The organism is Allobosea sp. LjRoot9 (assembly GCF_964252745.1).
Taxonomy (GTDB): Bacteria; Pseudomonadota; Alphaproteobacteria; order Rhizobiales; family Beijerinckiaceae; genus Allobosea.
The window spans coordinates 122,177-137,718 of the sequence record NZ_CAXUPC020000011.1; the positions used below are offsets into that span (position 1 = coordinate 122,177).

Genomic DNA, 15,542 nt, shown 5'->3' on the forward strand with positions numbered 1-15,542 from the left:
TGGAAAGAGCCATGAAAGACAACTGGACCACTGCCGATATCCCTTCGCAAGCCGGCAAGCTCGCCATCGTCACCGGCACCGGTGGCCTCGGCTATGAAGACGCGCTCGAACTTGCCCGCACTGGGGCAGAGGTCGTCCTCGCCGGGCGCAACACCAGTAAGGGCAGCGAGGCGGTGGCGCGGATCAAGGCCGCCGTCCCGGGCGCGGCCATCTCCTTCAGCCTGCTCGATCTCGCCGAGCTGTCCTCGGTCCAGGCTTTCGCGGCTTCCTTCGCCAGCAAGCACGACCGGCTCGACATCCTGATCAACAATGCCGCGGTAATGGCGCTGCCGAAGCGGGCGACCACGGCCGACGGTTTCGAGATGCAGATCGGCACCAATTTCCTCGGGCATTTCGCGCTGACGGCGCATCTGCTGCCGCTGCTGCGCAAAAGCACCGCGCCGCGCGTGATCCAATTGAGTAGCCTTGCGCATCGCCGCGGCACGATCAATTTCGACGACCTCCAGGGCGAGCGGCCCTATAGTGCCTGGAAGGCCTACAGCCAGTCCAAGCTCGCCATGCTGATCTTCGCGCTGGAGCTGCAGCGTCGCAGCGACGCGCAGGGCTGGGGCCTGACCAGCCTTGCGAGCCATCCCGGCTGGGCGACGACAGACCTGATCGCGAACGGCCCCGCCCAAAGCGGGCCGGCGCTGCTCTGGCAGCTGACGCGCCTGTTCGCTCCCCTGTTCAGCCAGTCCCCTGCCGCCGGCGCCCTGCCGACGCTCTATGCGGCGACCGCTTCCGACGCGGCCAAGGGCGGCTATTACGGTCCCAACGGCTTCTATGAAATGAGGGGCGCACCGTCGCATTCGAAGATGGTCGGGCAAGCGAATGATCCCGCTGTCGCGACGCGACTCTGGGACGCCGCCGAGCGGCTCACCGGCGTGAGTTTCGTCGAGCCTCTCGACGCCGCGACGACCGTCTGAGACCGAATTCCATCGCTGAAGCTAAGGGTCGATCCATGAAAGTCCTGATTTTCGGCGCGACCGGCATGGTCGGGCAAGGCGTGCTGCGCGAATGCCTGCTCGATCCCGACGTGAGCGAGGTCGTCACCATCGGCCGCAGCGCGACCGGGCAGAGCCATGCCAGGCTGCGCGAGATCGTTCACGCCGATCTGACTGATTACACCGCGATCGAATCGCAGATCACGGGCTTCGACGCCTGCTTCTTCTGCCTCGGCATCGCCTCGGCGGGGATGAGCGAGGCCGACTACCGTCGCATCACCTATGACATCGCGCTCGCCGCCGCCCGGACGCTGGTGCGGCTCAATCCGGCGATGGTGTTCGTCTATGTCTCGGGCGCCAGCACCGACAGCAGCGAAAAAGGCCGCTGGATGTGGGCGCGGGTGAAGGGCGCGACCGAAAACGCCATCATGCGCCTGCCTTTCAAGGCCTCCTACATGTTCCGCCCGGGCGCGATCCAGCCGCTGCACGGCATCCGCTCGAAGACCAGGCTCTATCGCGTGATCTACGACCTGACCGCGCCGCTGCTGCCCTTGCTGCAGCGCTGGCTGCCTGATTCCATCACCACGACCGAACAGATCGGCAAGGCGATGCTCAAGGTGGCAAGGGAGGGAGCGCCCAAGCCCATCCTCGAGAATGCCGACATCAACCGGCTTTGACGGTCCCTACGCGATCCCATGCGTTGAACGGATCGCCCTAGGCTTTGATCTCGCGTCGGCTCGCCCCGAAAACCGGTTCCCACTTTTCGGGCCGATGGCCCAGTGATCTTGCATCGGCTTGCCCCGAAAACCGGTTCCCACTTTTCGGGCCGATGGCCTAGGGTTACGCCCTCGATTGGCTGCAAGGACGAGACCATGACCGCGCGCTTCTGGGGCGAGCTGAAGACCACCGAATTCGAGGGGCTGTCCGCCGACGACACCGTCGCGGTGCTGCCGCTGGCGGCGATCGAGCAGCATGGACCGCATCTGCCTGTTTCAGTCGACACCACGATCATGAACGCGATGCTGACTGAAGCGATGCCGCTCGTCCCGGCCGGGCTCGACGTGCTGGTGCTGCCGACCATGGCGATCTGCAAATCGAACGAGCACCTGCATTCGCCGGGCACGCTGACCTTGTCCTGGGAAACCGCGACCAGCGCCTGGATCGAGATCGGCGAGAGCGTCAGGCGCGCTGGCATACGCAAGCTCGTCATCGTCACCTCGCATGGCGGCAATGTCGACCCGATGAAGGTGGTTGCGCGCGAATTGCGCGTGCGCCTCGGCATGCTCACCGTGACCACGGCCTGGCGCGCCTTCGGCCTGCCGCAGGGCCTCTTTGCCGATCTCGACGCCAACCACGGCATCCATGCCGGCGATATCGAGACCTCGCTGATGCTGCATTTCCGGCCAGACCTCGTCGATATGAGCAAGGCCGGGCGCTTCGAGCCATTGACGATCGCGATGGCGACGGAGGGCTATAGCTGGCTGCGGCCGACCGGGCTGCATGCCTTTGCCTGGATGGCGCAGGACGTTCACGCCTCGGGCGCAGCCGGCGACGCCAGCCTCGCCACGGCAGAGAAAGGCAAGGCGACGGCGGCGTTCCAGGCGAAGGGTTTTGCCGAGCTTCTGGCCGATGTCGCACGGTTTCCGCTGGCGAAGCTGCACAAGGCACAATAGCCAGCGTCATGCTCGGGCTCGACCCGAGCATCTCTTTCAGGAGGTTCTCAGGTCGCGCCGCAATGCGGCGACCCAGAATGACGAGCCACTGCTCAATCCGGATCGAGCAGGCGCGGCCCCGCCCCTTGCTCGGCCAGCCTGTCCCAGGGATTGTGCAAGGGGCACCCCTTCACCGAGAGACAGCCGCAGCCGATGCAGTCGGTCAGGTGGTCGCGCAACCGCGTCAGCCGGTCGATGCGCCGCTCCAGCTCCTCCTTCCACAGCGAGGACAGCTTCGCCCAGTCGGCGACTGTCGGCGTGCGCTCGGCCGGCAGCGCCTTGAAGGCCTCGCGGATCGTCCTCAGCGGCATGCCGGTGCGCTGCGCCACCTTGATGATCGAAACCCGCCGCAAGACCTCGCGCGGATAGCGCCGCTGGTTGCCGGCGCTGCGATTGCTGCGGATCAGGCCCTTCGCCTCATAGAAATGGATCGCGGAGACGGCGAGCCCGGTGCGGCGTGCGACCTCGCCGACACTCAATTCGTCCAGGGGAGATGCATGTCCGTTTGCCATTTGCGCTCTTGACCTAAACTATAGTTGAGGTTTTATACAGCAGGCTCCCGACACGCAAACCGGAGCACATCCCCATGCATCGCAGGCTCGAACCCAGGATCAAGCTGGCGCTGATCTATGGCAGCACCCGCGAAGGCCGCCTCTGCGACAAGGTCGCCGGCTGGGCCGCAGCGCAGATCGAAGGCGACGGCCCCTTCGAACTCGACATCATCGACCCGGCCACGCTCGGCCTGCCAGAGCGGCATCAGCGCGGCGAGCACGACGCCGTGCGGGCGCTCAAGCAGCGCATCGGCAATGCCGACGGCTTCGTCATCGCGACGCCGGAATATAATCGCGGCTATACCGCCGCGCTGAAGTTCCTGATCGATCTGGTCGGCGAAGAGTGGCGCGGCAAGCCGGTCGGCTTCGTCTCCTATGGCGGCGTCTCGGGTGGCCTGCGCGCTGTCGAGCAATTGCGCCTCGTCTTCGCCGAGCTCCACGCCATGACGATCCGCGACGGCGTCTGCTTCGCCAATGTCTGGAGCCGCTTCGACGCGTCGGGCAGGCTCTTGGATGCCGACCAGCCGGAGAAGGCGATGGCACTGATGCTGGCACAATTGCACTGGTGGGCAACAGCCCTGCGCAACGCCCGAAACAGCGTGCCTTACGGGCAATTCGCAGCCTGAAACCAACGCCGTCACTTCACGGATCTGTGGCCATAGCCGCACAAATTCGAACTGGTTGCCGGCAGGCGATGACGGGACAATGCCGTCATCGCCACAGGAACCAGGATCGACAATGCAGCTTCAGCTTCTCCGCAACGCCGCGCTCAAGCTCAGCTATGCCGGCAGGACGATCCTCGTCGATCCTGATCTTGGAGCGCGCCACAGCCGGCGCTCCATCGCCGGCCGTTCGAACAATCCCATGGTCGATCTGCCGCTGCCGATCGAGGACATCCTCGCCGGGGTCGACCTCGTCATCGTCTCGCATCTGCATGCCGACCATTTCGACGAGGTCGCCAAGGAGCGCCTGCCCAAGGACCTGCCGCTGATCTGCCGTGCCGGCGACGAGGAGACCATCGCCAAGGCCGGCTTCCGCGCGATCACGCCGCTGGACTGCTATCTCCGGCTCGGCCCGATCATCCTCAAATCGCATCCCGCCCAGCACGGGACCGGTGCGGTCGTCGAGACGATGGGGCCCGTGATGGGCTTCGGCCTGGAGGCGCCGGGCGAGCCTGCCTTCTACTGGTGCGGCGACAGCGTGCTCTACCCGCCCTTGCTCGACGCCGTGAAGGCGACCGACCCCGATATCATCGTGACGCATTCCTGCGGCGCGCTCTGGGACGGCACGCTGATCGTGATGGATGCCGGGCAGACGCTCGACCTCTGCGAGGCGGCGCCGCGCGCGACCGTGATCGCGACCCATATGGAAGCGCTCGACCACGCCACGGTCAGCCGCGCCGCCCTGCGGCAGGCCGCGCAGGCGCGCGGCATCGGCAGCGAGCGCCTGCTGATCCCGCAGGATGGCGAGACGATCGAACTGCGGGCCAGCGTCGCGGCTTAAGGCATGGTTCCGAGCGGTCCCGATGCCGGGCGAGCGAGCGGGGGCTACTCCCCCGCCTTCATCTGCCTGGCGTAGATGTCCTTATAGGTCTCGCGCAGCAGGTTCTTCTGGACCTTGCCCATGGTGTTGCGCGGCAGGTCGTCGACGATGAAGACCTGCTTGGGCAATTTGAACTTGGCTAGGCGCTGCTCCAACGTCTTGGCGATCGAGGCGGCGGTGATCGTCGCGCCGGGCTTGACCACCACGACGGCGGTGACGCCCTCGCCGAAATCGGGATGCGGGCAACCGATGACGGCGCTTTCGACGACGCCTTGCATCTCGTCGATCTCGGTCTCGACCTCCTTGGGATAGACATTGTAGCCGCCGGTGATGATCAGGTCCTTGCCGCGCCCGACGATGTGGACATAGCCGGCGGGGTCGATCTTGCCGAGATCGCCGGTGATGAAGAAGCCGTCCGCGCGGAACTCGGCCGCCGTCTTCTCCGGGTTGCGCCAATAGCCCTTGAAGACGTTGGGACCCTTGACCTCGATCATGCCGATCTCGTCGGCGCCCAGCACCTTGGCCGTCTCGGGGTCGGTGACGCGGGCCGAGACGCCCGGCAGCGGGAAGCCAACCGTGCCCGCCACCCGCTCGCCCTCATAGGGGTTGGAGGTGTTCATATTGGTCTCGGTCATGCCGTAGCGCTCGAGAATGGCGTGGCCGGTGCGCTCGCGCCATTCGCGGTGGGTCTCGGCGAGCAAGGGAGCCGAGCCGGAGACGAAGAGGCGCATATGGGCGGTCGCCGCCTTGGTCAGGCGCGCATCCTGCAGCAGCCGAACATAGAAGGTCGGCACGCCCATCATGCAGCTCGCCTGGGGCAGGTATTTGAAGACCTGGTCCGGATCGAATTTCGGCAGCAGGATCATCGCGCTGCCCGAGAACAGCACGACATTGGTGGCGACGAAGAGCCCATGCGTGTGGAAGATCGGCAGCGCGTGCAGCAGCACGTCGTCCTTGGTGAAGCGCCAGTAGTCGACCAGCGCCAGCGCGTTCGAGGCCAGATTGTCATGGCTCAGCATCGCGCCCTTGGAGCGCCCGGTCGTGCCCGAGGTGTAGAGGATCGCGGCGAGATCATCGGGCCCACGCGCGACATCGGCGAACTCGGTCGCAGCCGCGAGCGCCTTGTCGGAGAGCGTGCCGGCGGAGACATCGGCTGAGCGCCAGACGCCGAGCGTCTCCAGCTTCGCACCGGCCTTGTCGGCATAAGGCCTCAGGGCCCCGGCCTTGGCGGGATCACAGACGAAGACCGCAGGCTCGGCATCGCCGAGGAAATACTCGATCTCGGCCGGGGTATAGGCGGTGTTCAGCGGCAGGAAGATCGCGCCCGCGCGCACCGTGCCGAGATAGAGCATCAAGGCCTCGATGCTCTTCTCGACCTGCACCGCGACGCGGTCGCCGGGCTTCACGCCAAGCCCGACCAGCGCATTGGCGAAGCGGGAGGAGACCGCGACCATGTCGGCATAGCTGTAGCTGCGGCCGTCATCGAGCGTCGCAAAAGGCGCAGCCTGCGCGGGGATACGCGACCTGACGAGGTCGAACAGGTGGTTGCCCATGATTTCGGGTCCTTTCAGGCGTTTCCGGTCAGTCGGAATTCAGTTTGCGGCCGGCCGCAGCAGCTTGCGCACGCCCGAGGAGGCGACGACCGTGTTGCGGGTGGCGAAGGCTTCGTGGTTGGTCTCGATATCGCCGAGCTCATAGCGATAATTGACCATCACGCCATGGGCTTCGCGCAAGCCGCGCGCCGAGAGGTTGCCGCCGACATTGATGCGCTCCAGCCTGGCGCCATTGCCGAGATGGAAGCGCGCCACGGGATCGATGACCCGTCCCGAGGCCGTGCGGGCCCGCAGCAGATATTGCGCCGCCATCTGGCCGAGCAGCTTGTCGCGCCTTGCCTTGGCCGGATCGTCGAGCAGGCCCGTCTCGCTGGCCGGGCGCGCGAGCTCCGAGCGCTCCTCATTGCTCAGGTGGAAATCTCCGGGATCGGCAATGATGCCGTCGAGCCAGCGCGCGAAACCCGGCACCGGCGAGAGCGTGACGAAGGTGTCGAGCCCCGGCAATTCGCGCTTCAGGTCCTCGGCCACCTGCTTGATCAGGAAATTGCCGAAGGAGATGCCGCGCAACCCCTCCTGGCAGTTCGAGATCGAATAGAACACGGCCGTCGTCGCCGCCTGGGCGGACAGCACCTCGCGCTCGCCGCTCAGGAGCTCACCGATGCTGTGCGGAATCGCGCCGGTCAGGGCGACTTCGACGAAGATCAACGGCTCGTCGACGAGCTGCGGATGGAAGAAAGCGAAGCAGCGGCGGTCGGCCGGCTCCAGCCTGCGGCGCAGATCGTCCCAGCCCTGGATCTCGTGCACCGCCTCGTAGCGGATGATCTTTTCCAGGACATTGGCGGGGGAGCGCCAGTCGATCCGGCGCAGGACCAGGAAGCCGCGGTTGAACCAGGAGCCGAAGAGGTGGCGGAAATCGCTGTCGACGGCCTTGAGCTCGGGCTCGGCCTCCATCGCCTCGAACAGCGCCTCGCGCATCCGCACCAGAACATGCGTGCCGTCGGGAGCGAGGTTGAGCCGGCGCAGCAATTCCTGCCGGCGCGGTTCGGAGGCGAAATGCAGGGCGGCGATCGCAGCCGTGCTGGGCTCCTTGCGATAGGCCTCGATCGCCTTGCCCAATCGCTCCTGATCCGGCCCGAAACGCTCCTGGAGCATCATGAAGAAGGCCTGCCGGCCCTCCCGGTCGAGCCCTTCCCAGGCGTTCAGGACCGCCTGCGCCAACGCCATGCCCGAGGCTTCGCCACGCCCCGACAGCAGATCCTCGCAGAGCCGGTCGATCGGCCGGTTGCGCCCGGCAAAGCGTTCGAAGCCGATCAGCGCCCGGCCGCGATCCGCCACGCTGGTCAGAAGGTCTCCGAGAAACGCCATGTCCATGCGGACCTCCAGTTGAACGCCAGGCATCCTATACGAGTTTCGCCGGACCGGAACCGCGTGCGAGGGGCGCGGTCATGGCGCCGCCGCAACGAAATCGGACCGAAAACCTCAATCCAGCAAGGCCCAGGCCTTGAGGAAGAAGTCGGGCGTGCCGAAATTGCCGGATTTCAACGCTATCACGAGATCGGGACCGGCAACGACGCGCGTCCAGGGCACGCCCGGATCGATCTCGGGGCCGATCTCCAGCGTCCCGATGCCGAGCCCCTGGACGACGGCTCCGGAGGTCTCGCCACCGGCGACGAGCAGCTTGGAGACGCCGCCATTGGCGAGGAGTCGCGCCGTCTCGGCGAAGGCGTGCTCGACCGTCTCGCCCGCCTTGTCGCGACCGAGCTTGTCCTGGATCGCGGCGACCTCGGCCGGATCATCACTGGAATAGAGCAGGAAAGGCTTGTCCTGCGGCTGCGCCAGCGCCCAGGCGGCAAGCAGCGCCGCCGTCTGCGCGCCGGCGGTGAGCGCCAGCGGGTCGACCTTCAAAGCGGGGTAGCCCGCCGCGACCGCCGCCTTGATCTGCCCGCGCGTCGCCGTCGAGCAGCTGCCGGAGATGATGCCAGCGCGGCCCTTCGGCGCGCTCAGGCTCACAGGCGCGGCGCGCTGCCGCAGCAGCCCGGCCTCGCGGAAATTCTGCGGCAGGCCCATCGCGATGCCGGAGCCGCCGGTCAGCAGGACATGACCGGCGACGGCCTTGCCCAGCACCATCAGGTCGTCATTGGTCAGCGCATCGGTCACGACATAACGCGCGCCCTCCCCCGCCAGCGCAGCGAAACGCGCCTTCACAGCCTCAGCACCCGCCAGCACCGTGGCATAGCCGACATGGCCGACCAGGGCCTTGGTCTGCGCGCCCATCAACCGCATCAGGTTCGAATCGCGCATCGGCGTCAGCGGATGGTCCTTCATCGAGCTTTCATGCAGCGGCACCGCGCCGACGAAGAGATAACCCTGGTAGATCGAGCGGCCATTGGCGGGGAAGGCCGGGCAGATGATCGCCATCTCCGCGCCGAGCCGCCGCATCAGCGCATCCGCGACCGGGCCGATATTGCCCTGCGCCGTCGAATCGAAGGTCGAGCAGTATTTGAACAGGATCTGCTTCGCGCCGGCCGCCAGCAGCGCCTCGCAGGCGGCAAGCGAATCCGCCACCGCCTCAGCGACCGGGTTGGTGCGCGATTTCAGCGCCACGACGACCGCATCGGCATCGGGAAGCGATGCGCCGGCGCCAGATGCCCCGGTGCTTGGCGCGCCGATGACCTGGACGGTGCGCATGCCGGCGCGGTTCAGCATCAGCGCGACATCGGTCGCGCCCGTCATGTCGTCGGCGATCACACCCAGCAGCATCGGCTTCGTTCCATTCCCAGATCACAACATGGTAAGTCACAACATGGTGCGCTTCGCGCCATCCTTGCCGCGTTGTTACCAGAGATCGCGGCTCAGGCGACAGATGCGGGCGCATGGCGTGTCCTCGACATGGCAGGTTCCTTGGCCGTCAACTTGCATGCAAGGACGCGCTGCAAAAGCATGCAGGATTGCGGCACGGGCAACAGGATAGCCATCGACGCCGCGACGAAATTGCGCCAGCCTAGTACCGAGTGGAACGAAATCAGGCGCCGCTACCGTTCACCACAGACGCGATGCAACAGGTCATCAGAACCCGGCTCGCGACAGAACGGAAGAGAGCGCCATGAGACCGAACAAGACATAGACCGAACGAGACGAGAGGGGACCACCGCATGAAGCTCCTGACCACCTTGGCCTCGGCCGGCCTGCTGGCGCTGGCGGCGCTCCCTGTCGCGGCCCAAACGCCTTCGACCCTGCGCGTCGGGTTGCAGGAAGACCCCGACATGCTCGACCCGCACAAGGCGCGCACCTTCGTCGGCCGCATCGTCTTCAAGGGGCTCTGCGACAAGCTGCTCGACATCACGCCCGAGCTGAAGCTGGTGCCGAGGCTCGCGACCGAGTGGAGCTTCTCGGCGGACGGGCTGACGCTGACGATGAAGCTCAGGACCGACGCGAAATTCCATGACGGCGACGTCTTCAACGCGGAGGCCGCCAAGGCCAATCTCGAACGCGCCCGGACCCTGCCCGACTCGCTGCGCAAATCCGAGCTCGCCTCGGTCGACAGCATCGAGACGCCCGACGCCTCGACCATCGTGATGAAGCTCAAGCGCCCTGACGCGACGCTCCTGGCCCAGCTCACCGACCGCGCCGGCATGATGCTGGCGCCCAAGAGCCTGAGCGGCGACGTCGCCACCAAGCCGGTCTGTTCCGGCCCCTATAAATTCGTCGAACGCGTCCAGAACGACCGCATCGTGCTGGAGAAGTTCAAGGAGCATTGGGAGGCGGCGAATTACCATTTCGACCGCATCATCTATCGCTCGATCCCCGACACCACGGTGCGGCTGGCGAATCTGCGCGCCGGCGAACTGGATATCCTGGAGCGACTCGCGCCGACCGATGTGAAATCGGCACAAGCCGACAAATCGATCAAGGTCATGAGCGTCGCCAATCTCGGCTACCAGGGCATCACCATCAACACCAATAATGGCGACGGCGCCAAGCAACCGATGGGCATGGACAAGCGTGTGCGCCAGGCGCTCTCGCTCTCGATCGATCGCAAGGTACTAAACGATGCGGTGTTCGACGGCCTTTACGAACCGATGGTCCAGCCCTTCAACCCCGGCAACCCCTATCTCAGCACCGAATTCCCGGTGCCGGCCCGCGACGTCGCCAAAGCCAAGGCACTGCTCAAGGCAGCCGGGCACGAGAAGGTCTCCGTCGAGCTCTTCGTCACCAACAACCCGGTTCAGGCGCAGGTCGGGCAGGTCATCCAGGCGATGGCGCAGGAGGCCGGCATCGACGTGCAGGTCCGCTCGACCGAATTCGCCAGCCAGCTGCGCGATCAGCAGCAGGGCAAGTTCCAGATGAGCCTGATCGGCTGGTCTGGCCGGATCGACCCGGACGGAAATCTGCACCAGTTCGTCACGACCAAGGGCAACCAGAACGACGGCAAATACTCCAACGCCGAGGTGGACAAGGCCCTGGACGAAGCCCGGACGATCTACGACGTTGCCGGACGCAAGAAGCACTACGACGCGGCTCAGAAATTCCTGCAGGACGAGTTGCCGATCATCTATCTCTATAACGATAAGCGCTATTTCGCGCTGCGCGCGAACCTCCAAGGCTTCGTGATCAACCCCGACGGGATGATCCGCCTGTCGGGGCTGAAGCGCTCGTGAGGGCTTCTCCTGATCCAACAACCGCTGCGTCATTCCGGACGCAGCACAGCCGTCGACCTGCGGCCGTCCGGAATGACGACGCGCCTTTGGGGCAGCCATGCTCGCGCTGATCGGCCGCCGCGTCCTGATCGCGCTGCCGACGCTGTTCCTGGTCTCGCTGTTCGTGTTCGCGCTGCAGCGGGCGCTGCCGGGCGACCCCTTCCTCGTCATCGCCGGCGAGGAACGGGACCCGGAGGTGATCGCGAGACTGCGCCATCTCTACCGGCTCGACGATCCGGTCGTGGTGCAGTTCTTCGCCTGGCTCGGCCAGGTCGTGCAGGGCGATTTCGGCCGCTCGCTGCGCACTGGCGAACCGGTCCTCGGGCTGATCTGGCAAAAGCTCGGCGTCACCGTGCAGCTCGCCGTCGCCTCGATGATCGTCGCGGTCGGGATCGGCCTGCCGGCGGGCATCATCGCGGCGCGGCGCAAGGACACGCTGGCCGATTATGCGGCGAGCGCGGTCGCGCTGTTTGGCCTGTCGGTCCCGCATTTCTGGCTCGGGATCATGCTGATCCTGGTGGTCTCGGTCGAATTGAAATGGCTGCCGGCCTCGGGCTTCGAATCGATCTTCGTCGATCCGAAAGCCTCGATCGAGCGCCTGATCATGCCGGCCTTCGTGCTCGGCGGCGGGCTGGCCGCCTTCATCATGCGCCATACCCGCTCGGCGATGCTCGAAGTCCTGCGCTCCGACTATGTCCGCACCGCCCGCGCCAAGGGCCTCGACGAGGATACGGTGGTGAACCGGCATGCGCTGCGCAATGCGCTGGTGCCGATCATCACGCTCTCGACGCTGCTCTTCGGCGAATTGCTCGCCGGCGCGGTCCTGACCGAGCAGGTCTTCACCATCCCGGGCTTCGGCAAGCTGATCATCGACGCCGTGTTCAACCGCGACTATGGCGTGGTCCAGGGCGTCGTGCTTTGCACCGCGATCGGCTTCATCCTGATGAACCTCCTGGCCGATGTGCTTTATGTCCTCGTCAACCCGCGCCTGAGGAGCGGCTGATGGCGGATGTGATCCTCGAGACGGCAGCGCCTGCCGGCGTCAATGAGCCCGCTCCGCGTCCGCGCCGCAGCGCGCTCGCCAAGCTCCTGCGCAACCGCTCGGCGCTGATCGGCGGCGCGATCGTGCTCGTCTTCGTGCTGATGGCGCTGCTCGCCCCGCTCCTGCCGCTCGCCGACCCGCTGAAGTCCAACTTCCTCGCCATCCGCAAGCCGCCCTCGGAGCTCCACTGGTTCGGCACGGACGAGCTTGGCCGCGACCAGGTCTCGCGCCTGTTCTACGGGGCGCAGACCTCGCTGCTTGCCGGCATCGTCTCCGTCCTGATCGCGCTTGCCATCGGCATCCCCTTCGGCCTGCTCTCGGGCTGGTATGGCGGCTGGATCGACATCGCGATCTCGCGCGTGACCGAGGCGATGCTCGCCTGCCCCTTCCTGATCCTGGCGATCGCCTTTGCCGCAATCCTTGGCCCCTCGCTGACCAATGCGATGATCGCGATCGGCCTCTCGGCCGTGCCGATCTTCATCCGGCTGGTGCGCGGACAGGTGATGAGCGTGAAGGCGGAGGATTTCGTCGAAGGGGCGCGGGCCGTGGGCGCGCGCGACCTGCGCCTCATGTTCGTGCATGTGCTGCCCAACACGATGTCGCCCATCGTGGTGCAGTCGACATTGTTCATGGCGCAGGCGATCATCCTGGAAGCCTCGCTTTCCTTCCTCGGCCTCGGCCAGCAGCCGCCCTCGCCGTCCTGGGGCCAGATGCTCAACGTCGCCAAGAACTTCATGGAGCAGGCGCCCTGGATGTCGGTCGCGCCCGGCATCGCCATCTTCCTGGCCGTGCTCGGCTTCAACCTGCTCGGCGACGGCCTGCGCGACGCGCTCGATCCTAAAGAAAACTGACCTCCAAGGACTAGCCTCATGTTCACCACCCGCCCAGAAATCCTCGGCACCTTCGGTGTCGTCACCTCGACGCACTGGCTCGCCACCGCCTCGGGCATGGCGATGCTGGAAAAGGGCGGCAACGCGTTCGACGCCTGCGCGGCGGCGGCTTTCGTGCTGCAGGTGGTGGAGCCGCACCTCGTCGGCCCCGCCGGCGACATGCCGGCCGTGTTCTACTCGGCCGAAAAGAAGAAGGTCGAGGTTCTCTGCGCACAGGGGCCTGCTCCCGAGGCCGCGACGATCGAGGCTTTCAAGGCGCTCGGGCTCGACCTCATCCCGGGCTCAGGCCTGCTCTCGACCGTGGTGCCCGGCGCCTTCGGCGGCTGGATGACGCTGCTGCGCGACCATGGCCGCCTGACGCTGCGCGAGGTGCTCGAACCCGCGATCGGCTATTTCGAGAACGGCCACCCGATGCTGCCGCGCGTCTCGCACTCGATCGCGGAACTGACCGAGCTCTTCACCGGGGAATGGCCGACATCGGGCGCAGTCTATCTGCCCGGCGGCAATGTGCCCAAGGCCAAGGAGCTCTTCCGCAACCAGGCCGCCGCCGACACCTATAAGCGCCTCCTGAGCGAGGCCGAAGCCGCCGGCTCCGACCGGCAGGAGCAGATCCAGGCGGCCTATGACGCCTGGTACAAAGGCTTCGTCGCCGAGGCGATGGACAAGTTCTGCCGCACGACGGAGGCGATGGATTCGTCGGGCCGCCGCCATAAGGGCCTGCTCACTGCCGACGACATGGCGCGCTGGCAGCCGAGCTACGAGACACCGGCGAGCGTGACCTATCATGGCTGGGAGGTCTTCAAGATCGGCCCCTGGGGCCAGGGGCCCGTCTTCCTGCAGACGCTGAAGATCCTGGAGGGCCTCGATATCGCCGGGATGGGGCCGACGAGCCCGGAATTCGTCCACCATGTCACGGAGGCGATGAAGCTCGGCTTCGCCGACCGCGAGGCTTATTACGGCGACCCGGATTTCGTGAAGGTGCCGCTCGCGACGCTGCTCTCCGAGGATTATGCGAGCGGCCGGCGCAAGCTGATCGGCGAGCAGGCCTCGCATGAATTGCGGCCCGGCACGGTCCCCGGATACGAGGACCAGGTCGGGCGCATGCTTGCCGGCATCCGCATCGCCGGCCAGTCGGGCAAGGGCGGCGCCAGCGTCGGCGAGCCGACCATGGCCTCGATGGTCGCAGCCGGGCGGCGCGGCGACACGGTCCATATCGACGTCATCGACAAATGGGGCAACATGATCGCCGCGACGCCTTCGGGCGGCTGGCTGCAATCCTCACCAGTGATCCCTTCGCTCGGCTTCCCGCTGAATTCGCGGGCGCAGGCGTTCTGGCTGGAAGAAGGGTTGCCCGCCTCGCTCGCCCCATTCAAGCGGCCGCGCACGACGCTGACGCCGACGCTCGCCTTCGAGAATGGCGAACCGCGCCTCGTCTTCGGCACGCCGGGCGGCGACCAGCAGGAGCAGTGGCAGCTCGGCATGTTCCTGCGCCGGGTGCATCACGGCCTCAACCTGCAGGAGGCGATCGACCTGCCGCTGTTCCACACCCAGCACTTCCCCTCCTCCTTCTATCCGCGCGAGGCGCGGCCGGGGCATCTGATGGTCGAGGAGAGCATCGGCGAGGCGACGCTCGCCGACCTCGTCCGGCGTGGCCACGCCTTGGAGCGCGCCCCGGCCTGGACGGTCGGGCGCCTGACCGCCGCCGAGAAGAGCCGCAACGGCCTCTTGCGCGCGGCGGCCACCCCGCGTCTGATGCAAGCCTACGCTGCCGGACGCTGAAGGGGCTGCACGCATGACATGGTCCATCGTCGCCCGTGACGCCGCCACCGGCTCCTATGGCGTCGCCGTCTCGACCTGCGCCTTCGCCGTGGGTTCACGCGTGCCTTATGGCGGCGGACGCATCGGGGCGATCGCGACGCAAGCCTTCGTCAACCCGCTCTACGGGGTCGACGGCCTCCGGCTGCTGCAGGAGGGCCGCTCCGCCGTCGAGATCATCGCGACGCTGACGGCCGCCGATGACGGCCGCGCGCATCGCCAGCTCCATCTGATCGACCGCGAGGGCAAGATCGCCGCCCATACCGGCTCGGCCTGCATCGACTGGTGCGGGGCGGTGCATGGGCCGCAGATCTCCGTTGCCGGCAACATGCTGGCCGGGCCGCAAGTGATCGAGGAGACGCTGAAGGCCTATATCGCGGCGTCGGCGCTCGATTTCGACGAACGCCTGCTGGTCGCGCTCGAGGCCGGCGAGAAGGCCGGCGGCGACAAGCGCGGGCGGCAATCCTGCGCCATCCGCATCTGGGCGGGCGAGCCGATGCCGAGCTTCGACATCCGCGTCGACGACCATGCCGATCCGCTCGCCGAGTTGCGCCGGCTCTGGCGCATCGCGCATCAGCGCTATGTGCCCTTCCAGCAGGCATCGCCCTCGCGTGCCCGCCCGGCCGGCGTCACCGACCGCGTCGAGCTCGACCGGCTCTGCACCGACTATGCGGCAGCCTGGAACGCGCGGCATCCGGAAGGCTGACGCCGGCCGTGCCGACGCTCGATCGCGCTTTTCGCGCAAGGCTCCGGGGGG

General features: G+C 66.5%; 14 protein-coding genes. 10 read left to right on the plus strand and 4 right to left on the minus strand.

All coding sequences use genetic code 11. The features are described 5' to 3' along the window. Window positions 1–11: 11 nt before the first annotated feature. The 3 genes from ACSQ3P_RS28120 (at window position 12) to ACSQ3P_RS28130 (ending at window position 2,656) form a co-directional block, all read left to right on the plus strand. Window positions 12–965, plus strand: a complete 954-nt coding sequence (locus ACSQ3P_RS28120; RefSeq protein WP_436168747.1) for an oxidoreductase — start codon at window positions 12–14, stop codon at window positions 963–965. A gap of 35 nt (window positions 966–1,000) precedes the next feature. Then, entirely contained in the window at window positions 1,001–1,660 is a 660-nt protein-coding gene (locus tag ACSQ3P_RS28125; RefSeq protein WP_436168748.1) for an NAD-dependent epimerase/dehydratase family protein, read from the plus strand. A 195-nt stretch (window positions 1,661–1,855) separates the two neighbouring features. After that, the gene (locus ACSQ3P_RS28130; protein WP_436168749.1) at window positions 1,856–2,656 is read left to right on the plus strand and encodes a creatininase family protein; all 801 of its coding nucleotides are present in this window, start codon (window positions 1,856–1,858) and stop codon (window positions 2,654–2,656) included. 92 nt (window positions 2,657–2,748) lie between these two features. Here ACSQ3P_RS28130 and soxR read toward each other — a convergent pair whose 3' ends face one another. Beyond that, window positions 2,749–3,207 (minus strand): redox-sensitive transcriptional activator SoxR, encoded by a 459-nt coding sequence (gene soxR, locus ACSQ3P_RS28135; RefSeq protein ID WP_436168750.1) that lies wholly within the window; start codon window positions 3,205–3,207, stop codon window positions 2,749–2,751. Between the two features lie 74 nt (window positions 3,208–3,281). Between soxR and ACSQ3P_RS28140 the strand changes: the two genes are divergently transcribed. Then, complete coding sequence (locus tag ACSQ3P_RS28140; protein WP_436168751.1) at window positions 3,282–3,872, plus strand: NADPH-dependent FMN reductase; 591 nt, start codon at window positions 3,282–3,284, stop codon at window positions 3,870–3,872. A gap of 112 nt (window positions 3,873–3,984) precedes the next feature. Then, on the plus strand, window positions 3,985–4,749 hold the full coding sequence (locus ACSQ3P_RS28145) for an MBL fold metallo-hydrolase (protein WP_436168752.1): 765 nt from the start codon (window positions 3,985–3,987) through the stop codon (window positions 4,747–4,749). A 44-nt stretch (window positions 4,750–4,793) separates the two neighbouring features. Here the strand turns inward: ACSQ3P_RS28145 and ACSQ3P_RS28150 are convergent, their stop codons facing one another. From ACSQ3P_RS28150 to otnK, 3 genes are all read right to left on the minus strand, one after another. After that, on the minus strand, window positions 4,794–6,341 hold the full coding sequence (locus tag ACSQ3P_RS28150; RefSeq protein WP_436168753.1) for a malonate--CoA ligase: 1,548 nt from the start codon (window positions 6,339–6,341) through the stop codon (window positions 4,794–4,796). A gap of 39 nt (window positions 6,342–6,380) precedes the next feature. Beyond that, the gene (locus ACSQ3P_RS28155) at window positions 6,381–7,712 is read right to left on the minus strand and encodes a malonyl-CoA decarboxylase (RefSeq protein WP_436168754.1); all 1,332 of its coding nucleotides are present in this window, start codon (window positions 7,710–7,712) and stop codon (window positions 6,381–6,383) included. A 108-nt stretch (window positions 7,713–7,820) separates the two neighbouring features. Further along, window positions 7,821–9,101 (minus strand): 3-oxo-tetronate kinase, encoded by a 1,281-nt coding sequence (gene otnK / locus ACSQ3P_RS28160; protein ID WP_436168755.1) that lies wholly within the window; start codon window positions 9,099–9,101, stop codon window positions 7,821–7,823. Between the two features lie 392 nt (window positions 9,102–9,493). Here otnK and ACSQ3P_RS28165 point away from each other — a divergent pair, with 392 nt between their 5' ends. From ACSQ3P_RS28165 to ACSQ3P_RS28185, 5 genes are all read left to right on the plus strand, one after another. Continuing rightward, a complete protein-coding gene (locus ACSQ3P_RS28165) occupies window positions 9,494–10,999 on the plus strand; it encodes an ABC transporter substrate-binding protein (RefSeq protein WP_436168756.1) in 1,506 nt (501 codons plus the stop codon). Between the two features lie 97 nt (window positions 11,000–11,096). Then, window positions 11,097–12,041 carry an ABC transporter permease gene (locus ACSQ3P_RS28170; RefSeq protein ID WP_436168757.1) on the plus strand — a complete coding sequence of 315 codons (945 nt, stop codon included), beginning with the start codon at window positions 11,097–11,099 and terminating at the stop codon, window positions 12,039–12,041. Continuing rightward, window positions 12,041–12,931 (plus strand): ABC transporter permease, encoded by an 891-nt coding sequence (locus tag ACSQ3P_RS28175; protein WP_436168758.1) that lies wholly within the window; start codon window positions 12,041–12,043, stop codon window positions 12,929–12,931. Before ACSQ3P_RS28170 ends, ACSQ3P_RS28175 begins: the two co-directional genes overlap by 1 nt. 18 nt (window positions 12,932–12,949) lie before the next feature. Further along, on the plus strand, window positions 12,950–14,749 hold the full coding sequence (locus ACSQ3P_RS28180; RefSeq protein WP_436168759.1) for a gamma-glutamyltransferase family protein: 1,800 nt from the start codon (window positions 12,950–12,952) through the stop codon (window positions 14,747–14,749). Window positions 14,750–14,762: 13 nt separating this feature from the next. Continuing rightward, window positions 14,763–15,491, plus strand: coding sequence for a DUF1028 domain-containing protein (locus ACSQ3P_RS28185; RefSeq protein ID WP_436168760.1), 729 nt, complete (start codon window positions 14,763–14,765; stop codon window positions 15,489–15,491). The last annotated feature ends 51 nt before the right edge of the window (window positions 15,492–15,542 follow it).

Bases quoted from the DNA above. Each gene is read 5' to 3' on its own strand.
- ACSQ3P_RS28120 (WP_436168747.1), top strand. From the start codon at position 12: ATGAAAGACAACTGGACCACTGCCGATATCCCTTCGCAAGCCGGCAAG.
- ACSQ3P_RS28125 (WP_436168748.1), top strand. From the start codon at position 1,001: ATGAAAGTCCTGATTTTCGGCGCGACCGGCATGGTCGGGCAAGGCGTG.
- ACSQ3P_RS28130 (WP_436168749.1), top strand. From the start codon at position 1,856: ATGACCGCGCGCTTCTGGGGCGAGCTGAAGACCACCGAATTCGAGGGG.
- soxR (WP_436168750.1), bottom strand. From the start codon at position 3,207: ATGGCAAACGGACATGCATCTCCCCTGGACGAATTGAGTGTCGGCGAG.
- ACSQ3P_RS28140 (WP_436168751.1), top strand. From the start codon at position 3,282: ATGCATCGCAGGCTCGAACCCAGGATCAAGCTGGCGCTGATCTATGGC.
- ACSQ3P_RS28145 (WP_436168752.1), top strand. From the start codon at position 3,985: ATGCAGCTTCAGCTTCTCCGCAACGCCGCGCTCAAGCTCAGCTATGCC.
- ACSQ3P_RS28150 (WP_436168753.1), bottom strand. From the start codon at position 6,341: ATGGGCAACCACCTGTTCGACCTCGTCAGGTCGCGTATCCCCGCGCAG.
- ACSQ3P_RS28155 (WP_436168754.1), bottom strand. From the start codon at position 7,712: ATGGACATGGCGTTTCTCGGAGACCTTCTGACCAGCGTGGCGGATCGC.
- otnK (WP_436168755.1), bottom strand. From the start codon at position 9,101: ATGCTGCTGGGTGTGATCGCCGACGACATGACGGGCGCGACCGATGTC.
- ACSQ3P_RS28165 (WP_436168756.1), top strand. From the start codon at position 9,494: ATGAAGCTCCTGACCACCTTGGCCTCGGCCGGCCTGCTGGCGCTGGCG.
- ACSQ3P_RS28170 (WP_436168757.1), top strand. From the start codon at position 11,097: ATGCTCGCGCTGATCGGCCGCCGCGTCCTGATCGCGCTGCCGACGCTG.
- ACSQ3P_RS28175 (WP_436168758.1), top strand. From the start codon at position 12,041: ATGGCGGATGTGATCCTCGAGACGGCAGCGCCTGCCGGCGTCAATGAG.
- ACSQ3P_RS28180 (WP_436168759.1), top strand. From the start codon at position 12,950: ATGTTCACCACCCGCCCAGAAATCCTCGGCACCTTCGGTGTCGTCACC.
- ACSQ3P_RS28185 (WP_436168760.1), top strand. From the start codon at position 14,763: ATGACATGGTCCATCGTCGCCCGTGACGCCGCCACCGGCTCCTATGGC.